The following is a 22,682-nucleotide window of genomic DNA, read 5'->3' on the forward strand; positions in this document are numbered from 1 at the left end:
TTTTTATACTTTTGACCCAATGAAGCTACGCAAATCCCTTATACTCTTATTATTTGTTTTCTTTACCTTCGTTACATCGGCCGTATTTGCCCAAAGCAGTGCGGAGCTCAAAAGAAAAAAAGAAGCCATACAAAGGGAGATTGAACTCCTGCAGCGCAATCTGACCAAAACTGCAAAAAGTAAGAAACTGACATTGGGACAGATCAGCGCTTTAAATGCAAAGATTAACCTGATGCAGGATAAAATCACGGTGATCAACTCGGAAATCAAAAACCTGGATAACCAGATTCACGAAAATACCAACACGGTGATCAGTCTTAAAGGGCAGCTTAGCCAGCTTAAAAAAGAGTATGGAGCGATGATCCGCTTTGCACAGCGCAATAAGAATGCCTATGATAAGATGATGTTTATTTTTGCGGCCAAAGATTTTAATCAGGCTTATAAGCGTATTAAGTACCTGCAGCAATTTGGACAATACCGTAAAAAACAGGCGGGATATATACAGGGTACACAAAAAGACCTGAACAATAAAATTGTTGTATTGGATAAAAACCTGAAAGAAAAAAGCAATTTGCTGCACGAACAGGAAAACGAAAAAGACAAGCTGGGCAAGAACAAGTCGGAACAATCGGCCGTACTGAACAAGTATGCCAAACAAGAAAAACAGTTTAAACAAGATATAGCGAATCGTAAAAAGCAGCAGGCGCAGATCGACAGGAGCATCAGGGCTGCTATTGCACGTGAGATTGCACTGGAACGAAAACGTGCTGAAGAAGCCGCAAGGGCTGCTGCAGCAAAAGCCAAAGCCGCTGCCGCCGCTGCAGCAGCCAAAGCCAAGGCCGAAAACAGGCCTGCACCTGTTGCCCCGCCCGTTGCAAAACCTAAGGCAGGCGGTGATTACCTGGCGGCAACTCCTGAGGCGGCCAAATTGTCTGCAGCATTTGAAAGCAATCGAGGTTCATTACCTTGGCCTGTAGCTGCTGGAACAATTACAGAGCGGTTTGGGAGCCATAAGATTGGCCAGGCTAATTATGACAGACCGGGAATTACTATTCAAACGGCGGAGGGAGCATCGGTAAGGGCTGTTTTTAACGGCGAAGTGAGAATGGTGAGCAGTATAATGGGGGGGTATTATGTACTGATCAGGCATGGTCAATTTTTTACGGTTTATTCAAATTTAAAGACTGTAAGTGTAGGAGTAGGTGATAAGGTTGCAACCAAGCAAACTATAGGTAGTGTGGCGCTTAACGCTGGGGTGCCGCAAATGGAGTTCCAGATTTTTAGAGGAACAGCCAAACAAAATCCTGAAGCCTGGATTGCGAGGTAAAGACTATTGCAATCAAATGATGATATTTCAACTGTATTTAGTTGTTTTTAAGGTGTCGGAGAGATCGCAAATATTGCTATTGGCAACAATATTTGCTAAGTTTGTGTTAAAGAGGTAAAAACAGAGCGAAAGATGTATACAGGTACGTTAGTTGAATTCTTAAATATGGGCGGTGGAGAGATCATGCTGATCCTTGCCGTTGTACTTTTGTTATTTGGAGGTAAAAAATTGCCTGAACTGGCAAGAGGGCTGGGAAAAGGATTGAGAGAATTTAAAGATGCATCTGATGGCGTAAAACGTGAAATCCACAGGAACATCAATTCCGTAGGTATAAATGATGAGATCAACGAATTTAAATCGGCATTTAATGACGAACCTTCTAACCGGAATCATCCATACGACCATACCCCAAATGATGGTACCTACACGCCAGATCCTTATTCGGGGCATGATGAGCCTTACAGTGAGGCTGCAAATTTTGATAAGCAACAGGCTGCGGTCCATACTGAAGATACAACAAAACCAGGTACAGCGCACAGTCCTGCAGATAGCAACGAACACACTAAAACAGAAACAGATAAAACTAAAATTAATTAAAACATCATGTTTGACACAACAATATTAGCCATGCTTGGCGGGCCGGAAATTGCCATAATCCTGGTAATTGTACTATTACTTTTTGGTGGTAGAAAAATTCCTGAGCTGATGCGTGGTCTTGGGAAAGGGATTAAAGAATTTAAAGATGGTAAAGATGGTGCTGATGATCCGGTTGAGCAAAACCGCAGCAACACCAACAAACCTGTATAGGATTACCAATCTGATTTTTTAATTTAATGTATTCTTTATTTTGAAGAAGTATAGCTCCTTAGCAGAGATACAAACCCTTATTGAGCAAAAAAAGCTCAGCGTACCCGGGTTATTAGACCATTATTTTAAGCAAATAGAAGAACATCAACACCTCAATGCGTTTAACGAGGTGTTTTTTTATTCTGCGGCCAGCCAGGCGAAGCTTGTGCAGGAAAAGATAGATAAAGGTTTACAGGGCAAACTTGCCGGAATGGTTATTGGTATCAAAGATAATATCTGTTACCGGGACCATCAGGTCAGTGCTTCTTCAAAAATGCTTGAGGAATTTGTTTCCCCCTATTCTGCGACCGTGGTTGAGCGGCTGATTGCAGAAGATGCGGTCATTATAGGCCGGTTAAACTGTGATGAGTTTGCCATGGGCGGTTCCAATGAAACTTCTTACTATGGTCCGGTAAAAAATGCAGCAGCTCATGAGAAGGTTGCCGGAGGTTCTTCGGGCGGTTCGGCGGTTGCTGTGCAGGCAGATTTATGCCTGTCGGCATTGGGAACGGATACGGGAGGTTCGGTAAGACAGCCTGCCGCTTTTTGTGGCTGTATAGGCTTGAAACCTACCTATGGCCGGATTTCAAGATACGGTGTGATCGCCTATGCCTCATCTTTTGACCAGGTCGGGACCATCACCTCTTCAGTTGCCGACGCGGCCATTTTGCTGGAAGTACTGGCAGGGGCCGATGCTTACGACAGTACAGTCTCCAGATTGCCTGTTGGTGCATATCAGAAGGCTTTGAAGGATGCCGGCACGCAGGGAACGCAGGAGCCTAAGAAAATTGCAGTTTTAAAGGAAACATTGGAGAGCGATGCCCTGGATGCTGATATCAAAAATAGTATACTTGAAGCGATTGAGGAATTTAAAGCGCAGGGACATACCGTAGAATATGTGTCTTTTGATTTACTGGATTACCTGGTGCCAGCCTATTATGTGCTGACGACTGCAGAGGCTTCATCCAATTTATCACGTTATGATGGGGTACATTACGGACATCGTAACCTGGAAGCGGGAAGTTTAAATGAACTCTATAAATTGTCGAGGGCAGAAGGCTTTGGTGAAGAAGTAAAACGAAGGATCTTACTGGGCACTTTTGTACTGAGTGCGGGTTATTATGATGCCTATTATCAGAAAGCTCAGCAAGTGAGGCGCCTGATCAGGGAAAAGATGGAGGAGATGCTGAGCCATTTTGATGTGGTCATCAGCCCTGTAACCCCGACGCCAGCTTTTAATATAGGAGAAAATATTGATGATCCCCTGGTCATGTATATGGCGGATATATTTACCGTACTGGCCTCGTTGACAGGAATTCCGGCAATTGCTATTCCTTTGGGCAATAATACCGACGGTTTACCGTTAAGTGTACAGTTAATGGCCAAGCATTTCGCGGAACAGGAGCTGTTGTCTCTGTCCCACACTTTTTTAAATGCCAGGCAATTGATTAACCATTAAACCAAACCATAAGCCTTTGCACCACCAAATGCCTGTGACAGAACATAAACATTAAAAAACTAATGATGTGCCTATGAAACTAGTCGTACGTTGTGTATTTTATTGCATGCTGATCCTGAGCTGTCTTTCTGCAACAGCACAAACAAGGAGCCTTAATTTAACCGATACCACCTATGTACCAATGGTGGATGAAACTGTTTTTTACAATCATAACTATATTTACAAAGCCAGGCTGGATTCCATAGAAAAAACGGTGCCGCTTAGCTACAATGAATTTGTACAAAAGTACATTGACATTTATGCCGGACGTAAGGATATGATGGGGAAGATGCTCGGATTATCCGGCTATTATTTTCCAATTTTCGAAAAAGCATTAAAAAGCTACAATATTCCGGAGGAGATCAAATACCTTCCGATTATTGAGTCCTCCATGAATCCGCATGCGGTATCCAGAGTTGGTGCTACCGGATTGTGGCAGTTCATGTTTGCTACAGCAAAAGGCTACGGCTTAAATATGGATAACTTTGTTGATGAGCGTAAAGATCCTATTCAGGCCAGTTATGCTGCTGCTGCCTATTTCAGGGATGCTTACGAAGAACTGGGCGACTGGCTGCTGGCCATTGCCGCCTATAACTGTGGTATGGGGAATGTAAATAAGGCCATTGCAAAAGCAGACTCCAGGGATTTCTGGGAGATCAGGCGCTTTTTACCTATGGAAACGCGCAACTACGTGCCTGCTTTTATTGCTGCAGTTTATGTAATGAACTACTCGGGAAATCACCAGATTAAAACCCAGAAACCCGCTTTGCTAAAAAATACCGATACCATCCAGGTAAGTCGCTTTGTATCTCTGACTTCACTGGCCGAGGCCATGAACGTAGAGACAGAGGAGTTGCTGAACCTGAACCCATCTTATAAGAAGAAGATTGTGAACGGGACTGAAGATGCACCCAAGCGGGTAATTTTACCAAAAGTGAACCTCGCCAGCTTTACCCGGATTTATGAGCTGCTGAATGAGACGGAAGCAGATGTAGACAGACATGTGGTCCTGGCTTCCAACGATGGAAGAGTGAAGCGTAAAGCCAGAAGTACCAGTCCGGCAAAGCCTGCTGTGGTGTACCATAAAGTGCTGCAGGGGCAAAATCTAAGTGTTATTGCCGATAAGTATCACGTAGAGGTGCAGGACCTGAAAGTATGGAATAACCTGAAAAGTTCCTCTATTGTGCCGGGCCAGCGCCTAAAGATATTCAATACTGCCGAAAGCAGGCATGCTGCAAAACCTTTTAAAGGTTAGGCTCAGGTTGTGCCGCTCTTTTTCCGGATTAAATTTTATCTGCGTTTTTTTATTTATGGCTTATCAAAAGAATTGTAACTTTGGCCCCTTACATAGGATCATTTTATGAGTAAGATTAATAGAAAACAAGATGCACTGGACTACCACTCGCAAGGGCGGCCCGGAAAAATTCAGGTTATACCAACCAAGCCAACAAATTCTCAAAGAGATCTGGCACTTGCGTATTCACCGGGAGTTGCAGAGCCTTGTTTAAAGATAGCCGAAAATACAGAAGACGTTTATAAATATACTGCCAAAGGAAATCTTGTAGCAGTAATCAGCAATGGTACCGCAGTTTTGGGTTTAGGTAACATTGGTCCGGAGGCGGGTAAACCGGTAATGGAGGGCAAGGGCCTTTTGTTTAAAATATTTGCTGATATTGATGTTTTTGATCTGGAACTGGATACCACAAATGTTGACGAATTTGTTAAGATTGTAAAGGCCCTTGAGCCTACTTTTGGCGGGGTAAACCTGGAAGATATTAAGGCACCTGAGTGTTTTGAAATTGAACGCAGGTTAAAAGCGGAAATGAATATTCCGGTGATGCACGACGACCAGCATGGTACAGCCATTATTTCTGCTGCGGCATTGTTAAATGCCTGTGAGTTGCAGAAAAAGAAAATGGACAAAATAAAGATCGTGGTAAATGGTGCAGGTGCTGCGGCCATTTCCTGCTCACGCTTGTACGTTTCCTTAGGTGCAAAGAAAGAAAATATTGTGATGTGCGACAGAACAGGGGTGATCCGGAATGACCGGGAGAACCTGGACGAGATCAAAGCCGAGTTTGCTACATCCAGAAAATTGGATACGCTTGAAGAGGCAATGAAAGATTCTGATGTATTTATCGGATTGTCGTCTGCAGATTGCGTAACAGAGGAAATGCTGAAGTCTATGGCCAAAAACCCTATTGTATTTGCCATGGCCAACCCAAATCCGGAAATTGCTTATGAACTGGCCATTAAATCCCGTAAGGACATCATTATGGCTACCGGCCGTTCTGACTATCCTAACCAGGTAAACAATGTGTTGGGTTTCCCTTATATTTTCAGAGGAGCGCTTGATGTGAGGGCCACCGCTATAAATGAGGAAATGAAGATTGCGGCAGTAAGGGCAATTGCCGAACTGGCTAAGAAATCTGTTCCTGAGGCTGTAAATATGGCCTATAATGAAAAGAACATCAAATTTGGTAAAGAATACATCATCCCTAAGCCGATGGACTTAAGGTTGATGACCAATGTTTCGGCCGCTGTAGCCAAAGCCGCAATCGAATCGGGAGTGGCCAGGAAAGTGATTACCGACTGGGATGCTTACGAAGAGGAGCTGAAGCACCGCCTGGGTATGGACGATGCCATTATGCGTGCGATTACCAATAAGGCTAAATCTGATCCTAAGCGTGTGGTTTTTGCCGAAGCAGATCACTATAAAATATTAAAGGCAGCGCAGATCGTAAAAGACGAGAACATTGCCATACCTATTTTATTGGGGAACAAGGACGTTATTGAAAGGATCATAGAAGAAAGCGCGCTCGATCTGGAAGGTGTGACCATTATTGATACTTTTAAAGAGCCTGAGTTGATGCAGAAATACGGACAGGCACTTTACGAAAAAAGACAGCGCCGCGGACTGACACTGTTTGAGGCTACCAAACTGATGCGCGACAGAAACTACTTTGGTGCATCTATGGTAGAGTTTGGTGAGGCCGATGCCATGATCTCTGGTCTGACCAGAAATTACGTGTCGACCATTAAGCCTGCTTTGCAGGTAATTGGTACTGCCCCGGGTGTAAACAGGGTAGCAGGGATGTACATGATGATGACCAAAAAAGGGCCTGTGTTTTTTGGGGATACTACAGTAAACGTTGACCCTACGGCAGAGGAACTGGTAGACCTGACGCTGCTCGTTGCACAATCGGTAAGCAAATTCAATATTCATCCGCGTGTAGCACTGTTGTCTTATTCCAACTTTGGCTCTAACCAGGGCGTTGTTCCGGAAAAGGTAAGAAAGGCAGTTAAAATATTACATGAAAAACATCCTGAAGTGATGGTTGACGGAGAAATGCAAGGGAATTTTGCCATTAACAATGCCTTGCTGAAAGACAATTTTCCGTTCAGCAGGTTGGTAGACGGACCTGCGAATACACTGATCTTCCCTAACCTGGAATCGGGCAATATTGCCTATAAGCTTTTACAGGAATTGGGCGAAGCAGAGGCCATAGGGCCTATTTTGCTGGGTTTAAACAAACCTGTTCATATTGTTCAACTTGGAAGTTCGGTTAGGGAGATTGTAAATATGGTTACCTTAGCAGTACTGGATGTTCAGGGAAAAGAACAGGAAGCAAACCCTAAAAAGGGCGGATTTTTAAAAAGAACAGCTAAGAAATAGAATATGTTTGAGTATATTGATGGCAAGCTAGCTTTTAAATGCCCTACGTATATCGTTGTTGAGGCGGGTGGTGTTGGCTACCATTTGAATATATCTTTAAATACTTATAGCAATCTGGCCGATACCGAAAGGTGTAAGGTTTATACCTGGTTGCATGTAAAAGAAGATGCGCACACCCTTTACGGCTTTGCCGACGAGGGTGAGCGCAGGCTTTTTTTACACCTCATCTCTGTTTCGGGCATTGGTCCGAATACGGGTAGAATGATGCTCTCCTCGATCACACCGGCTGAAATCCAGACGGCAATAGTGAATGCAGACCTTGCATTGATCCAGCGGATTAAGGGGATTGGTGCAAAATCTGCGCAGCGCCTGGTTTTGGAGCTGCAGGACAAATTAAAAAAAGAAGGATCAGGCTCATTGATGGCTGCTCCGTTAAACAATACAGTAAAAGAAGAGGCGCTATCGGCATTAATGATGCTTGGATTTGCGAAACCTGCTTCTGAAAAGGCAATAGACAATGCGGTGAAAGTAGGTGGGCAAGATTTGTCTGTTGAACAAATGATAAAAATAGCATTGAAGAATTTATAAAAATTGCCCTTGAAAAACTTATTAACGCTATTTCTCTTCCTGACGGTTACTTTTGGCGGACAACAGGCTTTTTCGCAGGTTACACCGCAAAAATCCAGGCAGGACACCGCAAGAAACTCCTTCGGCCTGAAGGAGAAGAAGAGGCTTGGCATCAGGTCTTTAACGACTCCTTTTTACCCTTTGCCAGACAATTTACACCGTAAAGTTGAATACGACGCTTTAAACAAAAGATACGTCATCCAGGAACTGCTTGGAGATAAGCCTTTTGGACCGGTTCAATACCTTACTGTAGAGGAATACATGCGCCTGGTAAACAGCGAGATCAAACGCGAAAACTGGAGAACCTTGTCTGACCAGGAGGTTAATGATGTGCGCAGAACAGGTATCATTCCAAGCCTGAAGATAAACAGCAGGGCCTTTGAAAAGATTTTCGGTGGAACTACCATTGATATACAGCCCCGGGGAGAAGCTGAACTTACATTTTTAGGCAGGATCAATAAGAACGAAAACCCCTTGTTTAATGAGCGTCAGCGTGTACAGGGGAATTTTGATTTTAATCAGCGCATTCAAATGGATGTGATTGGTAACATCGGTACCAAGCTGAAAATCAACATGAACTACAATACTGAAGCTCAGTTTGATTTTGAAAATCAGGTAAAACTGGATTATACTGGTGGTGAAGACGATATCATTCAGAAAATTGAGGCAGGTAATGTAAGCTTACCTTTAAATACCACGCTCATTAATGGTACCCAGGCTTTGTTCGGGGTAAAAACCCAGCTCAAGTTTGGTAAGTTAAATGTGGCTACGGTGTTTACACAGCAGAAATCGCAATCCAGACAGATCCAGATCAATAACGGGGCGCAGCAAAATGAGTTCAGGCTGAATGCGGATAACTATGAGGCCAACAAGCACTTTTTCCTGGCGAGGTATTTCAGGGACAATTACAATAAATCGCAGCTGAATGCACCAACCATTACTTCTGGTGTACAGATCACCAGAATGGAGGTTTGGATCACCAATAAATCTGGCAATACCCAGGATTCAAGGGATGTACTCGCTTTTCTTGACATGGCGGAAAATCAGCCTTACAACAGTGGTATTGCAGGCGGAGCTTCGGTGCTTCCATCGGCTTTTTCAAACCCCCAGTTTCCAAGGAGCTCAAACGACCTTTTGAGTAAAATTCCTGCCAATTCCAGGCTGACGAACTCCAACGAGATTATTTCTTATTTTGCGCCAACGGGTGGTACGGATAATTATGCCAAGCTTACCTACGCCAGAAAGCTGACCGATAGGGAGTATTATTTTCATCCCCAGCTGGGTTATATCTCCCTGAACAATGCATTGAACTCGGATGAGGTACTTGCAGTTGCCTACAGGTATACTTTTAACGGGGTGGAGTACCAGGTGGGGGAATTTTCGACCGATGTTCCATTTGACCCCGAAAAGCCTAAGGTGTTGTACACCAAATTGCTGAAAAATGATGTGATCAAGACCAGTCTGCCTACCTGGGACCTGATGATGAAAAATATCTATTCCATTGGCGGTTATCAGATCAGCCAGCAAAACTTTAAACTGGATATATTCCGGATCGACGAACGGACCGGTGTGGAAAAGCCGTTGATACAGGAGGGGGAGAAACTGGATGCCGACCGCAGGCCCCTGAACGGAAAACAATGGATACAGGTAACGGGGCTTGATCGGCTGAACCAACAGAAAGAACGTAAACCTGATGGAGTTTTTGATTTTGAGACAGAGAACAGGCCATTTGGTACTTCAGCAAATAATGGGCAGAACCCATCCTTTAACAGTCCGAATTCGGGAAGCACGAACAATAGCAATACACAGCTGAATTTCTCGCTGAATACCGTTAATGGTTATATCACAATAGATCCGCTGAATGGGCGCATCATTTTCCCGCTGATAGAACCGTTTGGAAAAGACCTTGCCGACCAGTTTTTGCCTACTGAGCAGGCATTGATTGATAAATATACCTTTACCGCATTGTATGATTCGACAAAGGTGATTGCCCAGCAGCTGTTCAGCAACAGGAACAGGTACGTGATCAAAGGAGCATATCAATCGGAAATTGCCTCAGAATTCAGTTTAAATGCCATTAATGTTCCGGAAGGTTCGGTAAAAGTTTTTGCCGGAACAATTCCATTGCAGGAGGGGGTAGATTTCACTGTAGATTACCAGGGGGGGAGGGTCAGGATCATTAACCCGGCCTTGCTGAGCTCGGGGCAGCCTATCCGTATATCCACAGAAAATAATGAGCTTTTCGGATTGCAGCAGCGCTCCTTGTTCGGGACAAGGCTGGATTATAAGGTGAACAACAAGCTGAACCTGGGCGGTACGCTGATGAACCTGACGGAGAAGCCGCTGACGGCTAAAGTGAACATTGGCGAGGAGCCAATTTCGAATACGATGTGGGGGCTGGACATGAACTACAGTTCGCCTTCACGGTTTCTGACCAAGCTGGTAGATAAACTCCCGCTCATCTCAACCAAGGCGCCCTCCAGTATTACTTTTGCCGGGGAATTTGCGCAATTGATACCCGGGCATCCAAGTGCGCTGAATTTTGGAGGAAAAAAAGGAGGAGTGAGTTATCTGGATGATTTTGAGGCTTCACGCTCGGTGATAGACCTGAAAAGTGCGGTAGCCTGGCAGTTGTCGGGAACACCACAGCTTTTTCCTGAGGCGAGCAGGATAGATGACCTGAGCTATGGTTTCAACAGGGCAAGGATAGCCTTTTACAATATCGACCCTCTTTTCTACAACAGGAGTACAGGAAATATTCCGGATAACCTGAGAAACAACCGGAATGAACTTTCCAATCATTACGTACGTGAAATTATTGAGCAGGAAGTTTTTCCTTTTAAGGAAACCAGTACAGGACAGGCCATTACTTTACCCACCCTCGACGTTGCTTTTTACCCTACACTCCGCGGGCCTTACAATTATACCACTACCGGTTTTAATGCAAATGGCACGCTTACCAATCCGCGCTCGCGTTGGGGCGGCTTGTTCAGGAGGATAGAAACCAATGATTTCGAAGCGCTGAACATTGAGTATATTGAACTTTGGGTAATGGATCCCTTTATTTATAAACCCAACTCGGCGGGTGGCGATCTGTATTTTAATTTGGGGAACATCTCTGAAGACATCCTGAAAGATGGCCGGAAATCCCTTGAAAACGGATTGCCAGCTGATGGCGACCCATCTAAGTATGATGAGACCAGATGGGGCAGGGTACCAAAGTTGCAGCCGGTGGTGCAGGCCTTTGACAACGACCCTGCTGCAAGGAAGGTGCAGGATGTTGGTCTGGACGGATTGTCGAATGCAGATGAGAAAACAAAATTTTCTATCCTGATCAACCAGATTAAAGCACAACTGAATCCGGATGCGGCAGCAGAGCTTGACAACGACCCTTCGTCAGATGATTACGTCTATTTCAGGGGAAGGGCACTTGACCAGGCAAATGCGGGCATATTGAAACGCTATCAGCGATATAACGGTCCGGAAGGCAACTCTAAGACCGCACAGCAATCGCAGGAAGATTTTGGCGTAGACAATTCTGCCTCTACTTCCCTGCCTGATGGAGAAGACATCAACAGGGACAACAACATGACCCAGAGCGATGAATATTTTGAATACAAAGTTTCCATGCGTCCGGGCGACCTGATGGTGGGGCAGAACTTTGTAACCGATAAGATCACTTCGCAGGTTAAATTGGCAAACGGGCAAACGCAGGCAGTAACCTGGTACCAGATCCGGATTCCACTGGCGCAGCACACGCAAAGAGTAGGGAATATTCAGGACTTCAAATCCATTCGTTTTGTGCGGATGTTCATGACCAATTTTGCCGATACCGCTGTACTCCGTTTTGGAAAGATACAGTTGGTAAGGGGCGAGTGGAGGCAATACAACGCAAAGAACGAAGCTTCGCAGATCATCCTTGATCCTGCCTTGCAGAATGCCGGTCCGGATAATTCGACCATAGAAATTTCTACAGTAAACATTGAAGAGAACGGCAAGCGTACCCCTATCCCTTACGTGATCCCGCCAGGCATAGAAAGGGAACGTGATTTTAGCAATTACAGAGGGGATACCCGTCAGAATGAGCAATCGCTGGCGGTAACCATTAAAAACCTGAGAGATGGTTATGGAAGGGCAGCATTTAAAACTGCGCTGAACGATTTCAGGTCGTATAAACATCTGGAGATGTACATTCACCTGGAGGCCTTGGGCAATTCACCGATCAACGATAATGAGCTGAATGCCTTTTTAAGGATAGGGACAGATAATCAGGACAACTATTATGAATATTCACAACCATTAAAGGTTACCAGGCCGGGGACAAGTGATCCCTATTCGATCTGGCCGGATCAGAACAAACTGGACATCCAGCTAGAGCTGTTCCAGAAGGCAAAGATTGCCCGTAACAATGCGCTGGACAGCGATGGCCTGCCTTGGAACATCAGTAAGCCCTTTACCTATGTGGTTGATGGGAAGACGATTATTGTGAAGGGGCAGCCGGATATGAGTAAAGTAAGGGTTTACATGCTTGGTGTGATGAACCCTTATCGTAACGGTGCTAATCCTGCAGGGGATGATGGGCTGGACAAAAATGCGCAGTTATGGTTCAATGAAATGCGGCTTACGGAATTTGATGAGCGCGGAGGCTGGGCAGCAACTGCGAGGATGAACGCAAAGCTGGCCGATTTTGCGGATGTAAATGTGTCGGGAAGTAAATCGACCATCGGTTTTGGTGCATTGGAAACGAGGGTGAGCGAGCGGAACCGGGCAGATAATGTATTTTTTGATATCTCGTCCAGTGTGGAACTGGGTAAGTTTTTCCCTCAGAAAAGCGGTATTAAAATCCCGATGTTTGTGAGCCATTCAAGCCAGGTCAGCACGCCTCAATACGACCCTAAGATGCCGGACATCGAACTGAAAAATGCATTGGATAAGGCCTCTAAATCGGAGAAGAAGGCCATCTTGGAATACGCGCAGGATTATACCACCAGGAACAGCATCAACTTTACCAATGTAAGGAAGGAACGTACCAATCCGGACAAGAAGCCGCAGTTATGGGACATTGAGAACTTTAATGTAAGTTATGCCTATACGAAATTATCGCACCGTGATTTTATCAACGAAAACAACACACAAAAAACTTACCGGGGCTCGCTGGCTTACAATTACTCGGGACAACCGAAGTCTATTGAGCCTTTTAATAAGATCATTAAATCAAATACCCTGGCCCTGCTGAAGGATTTTAACTTTAGCATCCTGCCAAGTGCTATCAATTTCAGGATAGATGTTGACCGTTATTATGCAGAAAACAGCCTGAGGAACAACGATCCTAACAATGCAATCCCGATCAATACTACCTTTAACAAAAATTTCCTGGTAACACGGGTATACGGTATTTCCTGGAACCTGACCAAATCCCTGACCCTGGATTTTGATGCCACCAACTATTCCATTATTGACGAACCGGAGGGTAGGATTGAAGGGTTGAAGAGAGATACGGTATGGCAGAACCTGAAGCGTTTGGGCCGGACTACCGATTATAACCATAACATGAACATTACCTATTCGCTGCCAATGAACAAAATTCCGGGCATGGACTGGGTAACGGTGGCAACACGTTACGGTACCAATTTCAACTGGCAGACTGAACCGCTGTCGACCTTAAGGGATCCTCAGATCGATCTGGGCAATACCATTCAGAATTCGCGTACGATACAGGTAAACCCTACTTTAAACCTGGCGGGCTTATACAATAAATTTGGTTTTGTAAGACGTGCCGGAGGCAGTGGCGATAAACAGGTACCGGGAGCAACTTCATTCTTTGTAGGATTACTGACAAGTGTTAAAAACGTTAATGCAGCGTTTACACAAACCAAGGGTACATTTTTACCTGGTTACCTGCCAAGGGTGAGTTATTTTGGTTTGGACGAGGCTACAGGGGCACCGGGATTGGGATTTGTTTTCGGTAGTCAGCGTGACATCCGGCAAATGGCGCTAAACAATGGCTGGATTACCAGGGATACCCTGCAAAATCAGCTATATATCAATACCTTACGGGAAGATCTGAGCATAACTGGTTTGGTTGAGCCAATCAAAGATTTAAGCATTACCTTAACGGCCAATAAAAATCGTACACTGAACTACTCCACCAATTTCAGGTACGACCAGGCACAGCGGGATTTTGATAACCTGAGCCCCTTTACTACCGGCGATTACAGTGTCTCTTTCATTTCATTGGGTACAGCATTTTCAGAAAAGCAGGGCAGTACTTTCTCTAAATTGTTCAGACAGTTTATGGACAACCGGCAGGTGATTTCACAACGCCTGGGCGAAACCAATGTGAATTCAGGAGGGCTTAGCCCATCTGGCTATGCAGATGGTTATGACAAAAATTCACAAGATGTAATTGTTTCTGCATTCCTGGCTGCTTATACCGGAAAAAGTGCTTCATCCATTAGCCTGAATTCCTTGCCAAAAATCCCATTGCCGAACTGGCGCTTAAACTATAGAGGATTAACCAGGATTCCTTTCCTGGCTGATCGTTTCAGCTCTATTGACCTGCGTCATTCCTATCGTTCTGTATACAGTGTTAACGGCTTTAACTCATTGATCCGCTACAGGGAAACGAACGGCTTTGTGAGCAGTAAAGACGAAAACGGAAACTTCCTGCCTTTTTACCAATATACCCAGGTAACCATTGCAGAACAATTTTCTCCGCTGATCGGTGTAGACACCAGGTTGAAAAACAACATGACCCTTAATTTTGAGCTGGGCAGGACGAGATTGCTGGGATTGAGTATGGCTAATAGTCAGCTTGCGCAGTTGTCGGAAAATAATATGGTTTTCGGCCTGGGCTACCGAACTACCAAATTCCGTTTCCCTTTTGGCTTGTTTAAGGGTTTAAAAACAGATAACAACATGGACTTTAAGCTTGATATCGCAGTGCGGGATAACAAAACAGTTATTTACAGAGCCGATGTGATTGAAGCAGAAGTTTCATCTGGTGCTAAAAACATTACTTTGAGGCCTAGTGTAGACTACATCCTGAACCAGCGTTTTAACATCAGGGTGTTCTATGATTCAAATGTTACCAAGCCTTATACTTCCCAAACCTTTAACACATCCTTCAGTAATTTTGGTTTTAGCCTGAGGATTACACTGAATTAGAGTTGTTTTAAATGGGCAGATTTAATTACCTTTGGAGCGGTAGGTCGCGGACCTGCTGCGGCTTAACAAAGAATTGCAAAATAAATAAAATAAAACAATGAATTTTCCATCAGAATTAAAGTACACAAAAGACCACGAGTGGGTTAGGATTGAAGGTAATGAGGCTTACGTAGGCATCACAGATTTTGCACAGCGTGAGCTTGGCGATATTGTATACATCGATATCAATAGTGTAGGTGATGAGGTAGCTAAGGATGATGTATTTGGTACTGTTGAAGCTGTTAAAACGGTTTCAGATTTGTTTATGCCAGTTACTGGTACTGTATTGGAAACCAATGCGGCATTAAACGATAATCCTGAGCTGGTAAATACTGATCCTTATGGCCAGGGCTGGATGGTAAAAGTAGCTGTTGCAGATGCAGCGCAGGTTGAAGGCCTGTTAACGGCTGATGCTTACAAAGCTCTTGTAGGCGCCTAGTAAATGAACATTTTAGGGCAATTGAAATATCAGCTATGGGCCGTGATCTGGGCTATAGTGGTGGTGGTGCTTTGCAGTATAAAGATGCCTGCAGGTAACGGAACAGGCTTCTTCTTTGAAGGCTTTGATAAATTTGCCCATATGGGATTTTTTTATGTGCTCACCATATTGCTGTTTTACGGAAAGATCAGGCACCAACACAATTACAGTTTCCGTTCTTTAACCATTTTTAAGATCATCGTGATCACCGCTGCACTTGGCGCAGGAATAGAAATGTTACAATGGAAATTTTTTAACTACCGCTCTGCCGAATGGTGGGATTTTGGCTGTGATATGATCGGTGTTTTTATGGGCGTTTTCAGTTATATACTGTTACATAAATCCAATTACAATGAGAAGAGCAGCAGTTAAACTGGCGATTCTGGTACTTGTTTGTACAATAAGCAGTTGCGGTATTTTTAATTCCGGCTGTAAATGCCCGCCGGTGCGCTACAACAATTATCCTCAACGTTAAGAATCAGATTTTAACCGAAGAATAGCTCAGTATAAAAATGACTAAATAAAGACCCTGTCAGAGTACCCTCAGGCAGGGTCTTTATTTGGAATTATTATAAATTAAGTCTAAATTGCGCCCTATAGCATATTAACACAAACCTTATACGATGAAACTTTCGCAGCTGAATCCAGGAGAACAAGGAACTATAGTAGCATTTACAGATTTGGAAATGTCTGTAAAATTAATGGAAATGGGTTGTTTGCCAGGTGAAGTGGTGGCTGTTGAGCGCTTTGCACCACTAGGATGTCCTATAGCTATCCGTGTTGCAGGTTATCAGCTTTGCTTGCGCAAAACTGAGGCTGCTGTTATTATTGTTCAATAAAATTACTTGGTCTTGGATATTAAAGTTGCATTAGTTGGTAATCCCAATACTGGTAAATCTACCCTTTTTAACCGCCTGACGGGATTAAATCAAAAAGTAGGAAATTTTCCCGGAGTTACAGTTGATAAGAAAACAGGCTATACCCGATTGGCCGACGGCAGGCAGGCACAGATCACCGATTTGCCCGGTACTTATAGTCTGTACCCTAAAAGTGCCGATGAGCGCATCGTATTCCAGGTACTTGCTGACGCAAAAGGCAAGAGTTACCCGGATGTAATTGTGCTTATTGTGGATGCCTCTAACCTGAAACGCAATATGCTGCTGTACTCGCAGGTTGCCGACCTGGGAATTCCAGTGGTACTTGCCCTGAATATGATCGATCTGACGGAGAAGCAGGGAATAAAGATCAGTATAGATAAACTGGCGGCAAAACTCGGTGTTCAGGTTGTTCCAATTTCTGCCCGGAACAATATTGGCATCGATGCGTTAAAAAAAGCTATAGAACATACGAATATTGCTACCCAGGTAAGTGATTTTGATGTTAATTTTCTGGCACCGGAGGCCATAAACGCCATTAAACATAAACTCAGTTCCAGCAACAATTATTTCGCATTGCAGGTATTGCACCAGCATGAGCATCTGAGTTTTTTTGACAATGCTGAGCAAGAGGAAATTGAACATATAGAGCAGTCTAATGGTTTCGAGTCCTCTAAAATCCAGGCTGAAGAAACCATAGCACGTTATAAACATCTGAGCAATATTTTAACTGATGTGGTTACAGAGATACCAAATAACAAACCTAAAAACTCTTTCAGCGATAGGTTGGATGCAGTACTCACACATAAAGTATGGGGCTTTGCTATATTCATGCTGATCCTTTTTATCATTTTCAATGCCATATTTGCCTGGGCAACCTATCCTATGGAGTGGATTGAAAATGGGTTTGGCTGGGTTACCGGATTTGGACATGAGCATTTGCCTGCCGGAATGCTGACGGATCTGCTTTTGGATGGGGTGGTTGCCGGGCTGGGAGGTATCTTTGTGTTCATCCCACAAATTGCGATACTGTTTGCTTTTATCTCGATTTTAGAAGATACTGGCTATATGGCCCGGGTAACCTTCATGATGGATAAGGTCATGAGTAAAGTAGGACTGAACGGTAAATCAGTCGTTCCTATGATTGGCGGATTGGCCTGTGCCGTTCCTTCAATTATGGCGGCAAGAAATATAGAAAACTGGAAAGACCGGATGATCACCATAATGGTTACACCGCTGATCAGTTGTTCTGCCAGGCTTCCGGTGTATATTTTGCTCATTTCGCTGATCATTCCTGCGGATACCGTTTTTGGCATCATTAATTTGCAAGGGCTGGCCTTGATGGTGATGTACCTGATCAGTTTTGTGGCTGCCATTCTGGTGGCATGGGTAATGAAGCTCATCATCAAAACAAAAGAAAGGTCGTATTTCATTATGGAGCTGCCGATATATCGCGCACCGAGATGGAAGAATGTAATCTACACCATGTATGAAAAATCGAAGACTTTTGTGATTGAAGCAGGTAAGGTTATTATTGCAATTTCTATTATACTCTGGGTGATGGCTTCTTTTGGCCCGGGAAACCGATTTGAAGAAATTGATCAGAAGTATGCGTCTGCCCTGGCAGATCCAAAGGCTAATATCAAACATGTGGAGACGCTGATCGCAACAGAAAAGCTGGAAAACTCTTATGTCGGATTGCTCGGACATGCTGTAGAGCCGGTTATACGCCCCTTAGGTTACGATTGGAAGATAGGTATAGCTTTGATCACCTCTTTTGCTGCCCGCGAAGCCTTCGTAGGTACTATGGCCACCATTTACAGTGTTGATGGGGGAGATGAAGATAGTGAAACCATACGTGAAAGAATGGCCGCTTCCGTGAACAGTAAGACAGGGCTGCCTGTTTATACCTTTGCTACCGGTATTTCCCTGATGTTGTTTTACGCCTTCGCCATGCAATGTATGAGTACCATCGCCATTGTATACCGCGAAACAAAGGGATGGAAATGGCCAATGATACAATTGGGATATATGACAGCTATGGCCTATGTTGCAGCCCTTATTGCCTATCAATTTTTGAAGTAATTTAGTTATATTGGCCTTTGTGGAAAAGGAAAGCATTTTATCACAATATATGCCTCCCGGAGCAGCCCCGGTCATAGCAAAATGGATCGATTATTTTCAATGTGAATTTAAAATATCCAAGGGCAGGGCTACAAAGTTGGGCGATTACCGTCACCCTTTCCGGGATGCCGGGCATAAGATCTCTGTAAATAACAACCTGAATGCCTATGCGTTCCTGGTAACCACGGTACATGAGTTTGCCCATTTGTTGACCTGGAACGATCATCGCAACAAGGTTAAACCTCATGGTAACGAGTGGAAGCATAATTTTAAAAGGATGATGGCACCCTTTTTAGAAAAGGACGTGTTTCCCGAAGATTTAAAGAAGGCAATTGTTGGTTATCTGAACAATCCTTCTGCGGCCAGCTGTACCGATCTGAAACTTTCACGTGCCTTAAAGAAATACGACCGGCATATGGATGTATCCCGATTGGAAGAATTACCCTTGAACGCGGTATTCAGCATTAAGGATGGCCGCCAGTTTAAAAAAGGAGAGAAGCTGAGGAAGCGCTATCGTTGCATATGCCTGGATAATGGCAATATTTATCTCTTCAATCCGCTTGCAGAAGTTAGCATGGCTGCAACGGGAACCTAAGTTAGTAGGCCAATAGTTGATTGAGGGTATGTTTTAAGCGGCTTTTTGCCAGGAACCCGTCTTCAAGCGCCTTATTCATTGGTATGGCGGTATCACTGCTTGCACAGCGCATAACCGGTGCATCCAGGTATTTAAAGCAATGCTCAGAGATCCAGGCAGCCAGTTCGGCACCAAATCCACAGCTTAAGGTGTCTTCATGTAAAATAAGGGCCCTGCCGGTGTTTTTAACGGCCGCACTTACTGTTTCTTTGTCCCAGGGCTGGAGACTCCGCAGATCAACCAAAGTGGCTGAAATGTCAGGATTTTCGTCCAGGTAATCCAGTGCCCAGTGTACCCCCAGTCCGTAAGTAATGATGCACAATTGTTGGCCTTGCCTCAAGACATTTGCTTTTCCGATCTCCATCGTATAGAAGCCTTCCGGAACAGGCCCGGTTAAGCTTCGGTATAAATATTTATGCTCAAAATACATCACGGGGTTAGGGTCTTCAATAGCAGCCAGCAATAGCCCTTTGGCGTCAGCAGGAAAAGCGGGATATACTACTTTTAGTCCAGGCGTTTTTGTAAACCATGCCTCGTTGCTTTGAGAGTGAAAAGGACCGGCCCCGGTACCTGCACCTGTGGGCATACGTACTACAACATCGGCTTTTTCTCCCCAGCGGTAGTGTGTTTTGGCCAGGTTATTTACAATCTGATTAAATCCGCAGGAAACAAAGTCTGCGAACTGCATTTCTACTACGGCCTTGAAGCCATTAATTGAAAGTCCCAGGCCTGCACCTACTATGGCAGATTCGCAGATAGGTGTATTGCGTACTCTGGCTTTGCCAAACTCCTGAACAAAACCCTCGGTAATCTTAAATGCGCCACCATATTCAGCAATGTCCTGACCCATCAGTACCAGGTTGGTATGTTTCTGCATCGCAATGCGGAGCCCGTCTGAAATGGCATCGAGGTAACGCAGTTCTTTTACTGGTCCTTCCGGACTTACCGGATCGCTTGTGTAAGGAAAATACATATCTTTCAATTCCTCTTCCTCCTTGGCCAGGGGTTCAGGCTCATTGAAGGCTGCTTCAACTTCCTGTTCAATCTCCATTTTTAGGTTTGCCTTGATTTCGGCAACTGCATCAGGAGTAAGGATATCCTGTTCCAGCAGGTATTGCTCAAAATTCAGAATAGGGTCTTTTTTTGCCCATTCCTCAAGCAGTTCGTGAGGAACATATTTTGTACCCGAGGCCTCCTCATGACCACGCATCCGGAAGGTCAGGCATTCAATGAGCACTGGTCTCGGGTTTTCCCGCATTCTTGTCGCCACCGAATCGATCAGGTCGTATACCGCAAGGATGTTGTTGCCATCTACCTGTAAGCCCTCTATTCCATAGCCGATAGCTCTGTCTACCAGGTTTTTGCATTTGTATTGTTCGTTAACCGGCGTGGAAAGCCCGTAACCATTGTTTTCTATAAGGAAGATGACGGGAAGGTTCCATACAGCCGCCACATTTATGGCTTCGTGGAAATCACCTTCACTGGTTGCACCTTCACCGGTAAATACCAATGTCGCTTTTTCTTTACTGGCAATCAGATCTCCCAGTGCAATGCCATCCGCAAGTGCCATTTGAGGCCCCAGATGAGAGATCATACCAATGATCTTATGCTCCTGTGTGCCGAAATGAAAAGAGCGGTCGCGTCCTTTGGTAAAGCCGCTTAGCTTGCCCTGCCATTGTGCCATGAGTCGTGTAAGGGGAACATTCCGGGAGGTAAAAACACCAAGGTTCCGATGCATGGGCAGGATATACTCCTCGCTTTTCATGGCCATGGTACTGCCAACGGCAATAGCTTCCTGACCTATCCCCGAAAACCATTTTCCTATGCGGCCCTGACGCAGGAGAATCAGCATTTTTTCTTCGACCATACGTGGATAAAGCAACTGTAAATAGAAATTCAGCAAAGTAACGTTATCCTTGTCTTTTCGGTCGAAAGTCATGTTTACTGGTTTTTTGTGTCTTTATTTCTTTCTTCCCACAACTTAGCAAAAGACTTGGGGGCAACCTCAGGCATATTGCGGTATTTACCCCAGATCTTTTTAAACATGAATTTCAGAAAGAAGTTCTTTATTTTACCGCTAAAGCCATCCATCCTTTTTCTTTTCAGCATGCCGATCTTCCAGATTTTCCAGCCGATTTCTTCTGTTTTTGTGTTTTCATGCTGTGTGGCTGCGTCCCTTCGGTTAAGCAGCAGCATTTTGTGTATGTCTATCTTAACAGGGCAGACTTCCGAGCATTTTCCACACAAACTCGAAGCATAACTCAGGTGCTTAAACTCTTTCATCCCCTTTAAATGAGGGGTAATGATAGAACCGATAGGTCCACTATAAGTTGTATTGTAAGTATGGCCGCCAATGTTTTTATAAACCGGACAGGCATTAAGACAGGCCCCGCAACGGATACAATACAGTCCCTGGCGCTGCTCTTTCTGTGCCAGCAAATTGGTGCGGCCGTTGTCCAGCAAAATCACATACATTTCCTCTGGCCCATCTGTTTCATCACCACGTCTGGGACCACTTAAAATGGTATTGTAAACGGTTAAATTCTGCCCTGTACCATGACTGGCAAGTAAGGGCCAGAAGAGGTCGAGATCGGCCATAGAAGGGATGACTTTTTCAATGCCTACTATTGCGATGTGTATTTTTGGAAAAGTAGTACACAATCGTGCATTTCCTTCATTTTCGGTTAAGGCAATGCTTCCGGTATCTGCAATCAGGAAGTTCCCTCCGCTGATACCAATATCTGCATTCAGATATTTCTCCCTTAAAAGTTCCCGGGCCTTATGGGTAAGCTGCTCGGGTGTATAATCTAAGGGGGTACCAAATTTTTCATGGAACAGTTTGGCAATGTCCTCTTTACTGAGGTGCATGGCAGGTGTTACAATGTGGTAGGGGTGTTGCCCCAGCAATTGAACAATATACTCCCCAAGGTCACTTTCCAGCGATTCTATCCCATGTTCTCCAAGAAATTCATTAAGGTGGATTTCCTCGGTGGTCATGGATTTTGACTTGATGACCGTCTTGCCTCCACTCTTATTGATGATGTTGAGGATTTCTTTTTGTGCTTCCTGTGCATCTGTTGCCCAGATGACTTTCCCCCCGCGGCGCTGAAAGTTGGATTCAAACTCGGGCAGATATTTATCCAGGTTCTCCATCACCCGCCATTTGATGACATGGGCTTTCTTCTTGGAATTTTCCAGGTTTTCAAACTTGGACAGTCCACGCTCTACAGCAGTGTTGTACCTGCCAATATTGAAGTTAATTGTTTTGCGATGTCCTAAATCAAAGGCTTTTTCATCCGCCTTCACCAAAAATTCCTCAGATACCTTCATATCTTTCAAATATAAAAATAAATCACATTAAGCATTTGTTATGCCAGAGATATATGGCATA

Annotated in this window: 15 protein-coding genes; 13 read left to right on the plus strand and 2 right to left on the minus strand. The window is 44.4% G+C overall.

Annotated features, from left to right (window positions below):
- The first annotated feature begins 19 nt into the window (after positions 1-19).
- From ABIE26_RS24160 to ABIE26_RS24220, 13 genes are all read left to right on the plus strand, one after another.
- Complete coding sequence (locus ABIE26_RS24160) at positions 20-1,327, plus strand: murein hydrolase activator EnvC family protein (protein WP_310146311.1); 1,308 nt, start codon at positions 20-22, stop codon at positions 1,325-1,327.
- A gap of 132 nt (positions 1,328-1,459) precedes the next feature.
- Entirely contained in the window at positions 1,460-1,924 is a 465-nt protein-coding gene (locus ABIE26_RS24165) for a Sec-independent protein translocase subunit TatA/TatB (protein ID WP_310146312.1), read from the plus strand.
- Between the two features lie 6 nt (positions 1,925-1,930).
- Positions 1,931-2,134 (plus strand): Sec-independent protein translocase subunit TatA/TatB, encoded by a 204-nt coding sequence (locus ABIE26_RS24170; protein WP_084239263.1) that lies wholly within the window; start codon positions 1,931-1,933, stop codon positions 2,132-2,134.
- Between the two features lie 40 nt (positions 2,135-2,174).
- Positions 2,175-3,632 (plus strand): Asp-tRNA(Asn)/Glu-tRNA(Gln) amidotransferase subunit GatA, encoded by a 1,458-nt coding sequence (gatA, locus tag ABIE26_RS24175; protein WP_310146313.1) that lies wholly within the window; start codon positions 2,175-2,177, stop codon positions 3,630-3,632.
- Positions 3,633-3,705: 73 nt separating this feature from the next.
- The gene (locus tag ABIE26_RS24180) at positions 3,706-4,926 is read left to right on the plus strand and encodes a lytic transglycosylase domain-containing protein (RefSeq protein ID WP_310146314.1); all 1,221 of its coding nucleotides are present in this window, start codon (positions 3,706-3,708) and stop codon (positions 4,924-4,926) included.
- Between the two features lie 105 nt (positions 4,927-5,031).
- On the plus strand, positions 5,032-7,347 hold the full coding sequence (locus tag ABIE26_RS24185) for an NADP-dependent malic enzyme (protein WP_310146315.1): 2,316 nt from the start codon (positions 5,032-5,034) through the stop codon (positions 7,345-7,347).
- Positions 7,348-7,350: 3 nt separating this feature from the next.
- Positions 7,351-7,935 (plus strand): Holliday junction branch migration protein RuvA, encoded by a 585-nt coding sequence (gene ruvA, locus ABIE26_RS24190; protein WP_084239271.1) that lies wholly within the window; start codon positions 7,351-7,353, stop codon positions 7,933-7,935.
- Between the two features lie 9 nt (positions 7,936-7,944).
- Entirely contained in the window at positions 7,945-15,141 is a 7,197-nt protein-coding gene (gene sprA, locus ABIE26_RS24195; RefSeq protein ID WP_310146316.1) for a cell surface protein SprA, read from the plus strand.
- A 97-nt stretch (positions 15,142-15,238) separates the two neighbouring features.
- Positions 15,239-15,619 carry a glycine cleavage system protein GcvH gene (gene gcvH, locus ABIE26_RS24200; RefSeq protein ID WP_310146317.1) on the plus strand — a complete coding sequence of 127 codons (381 nt, stop codon included), beginning with the start codon at positions 15,239-15,241 and terminating at the stop codon, positions 15,617-15,619.
- A 3-nt stretch (positions 15,620-15,622) separates the two neighbouring features.
- A complete protein-coding gene (locus tag ABIE26_RS24205; RefSeq protein ID WP_310146318.1) occupies positions 15,623-16,030 on the plus strand; it encodes a VanZ family protein in 408 nt (135 codons plus the stop codon).
- A gap of 251 nt (positions 16,031-16,281) precedes the next feature.
- Positions 16,282-16,497 (plus strand): FeoA family protein, encoded by a 216-nt coding sequence (locus ABIE26_RS24210; RefSeq protein WP_310146319.1) that lies wholly within the window; start codon positions 16,282-16,284, stop codon positions 16,495-16,497.
- Between the two features lie 12 nt (positions 16,498-16,509).
- Positions 16,510-18,618, plus strand: a complete 2,109-nt coding sequence (feoB, locus tag ABIE26_RS24215; RefSeq protein WP_409035711.1) for a ferrous iron transport protein B — start codon at positions 16,510-16,512, stop codon at positions 18,616-18,618.
- A 19-nt stretch (positions 18,619-18,637) separates the two neighbouring features.
- Positions 18,638-19,252, plus strand: coding sequence for a SprT-like domain-containing protein (locus ABIE26_RS24220; protein WP_310146321.1), 615 nt, complete (start codon positions 18,638-18,640; stop codon positions 19,250-19,252).
- A gap of 1 nt (position 19,253) precedes the next feature.
- Here the strand turns inward: ABIE26_RS24220 and ABIE26_RS24225 are convergent, their stop codons facing one another.
- Together ABIE26_RS24225 and ABIE26_RS24230 are read right to left on the minus strand one after the other, a co-directional pair.
- Positions 19,254-21,230 carry an alpha-ketoacid dehydrogenase subunit alpha/beta gene (locus ABIE26_RS24225; protein WP_310146322.1) on the minus strand — a complete coding sequence of 659 codons (1,977 nt, stop codon included), beginning with the start codon at positions 21,228-21,230 and terminating at the stop codon, positions 19,254-19,256.
- 2 nt (positions 21,231-21,232) lie between these two features.
- Positions 21,233-22,621: a LutB/LldF family L-lactate oxidation iron-sulfur protein gene (locus ABIE26_RS24230; protein WP_310146323.1), complete on the minus strand. Its 1,389-nt coding sequence runs from the start codon at positions 22,619-22,621 to the stop codon at positions 21,233-21,235.
- Positions 22,622-22,682 lie beyond the last annotated feature (61 nt).

This window comes from Pedobacter africanus, from assembly GCF_040548825.1.
Classification (GTDB): Bacteria; Bacteroidota; Bacteroidia; order Sphingobacteriales; family Sphingobacteriaceae; genus Pedobacter; species Pedobacter africanus_A.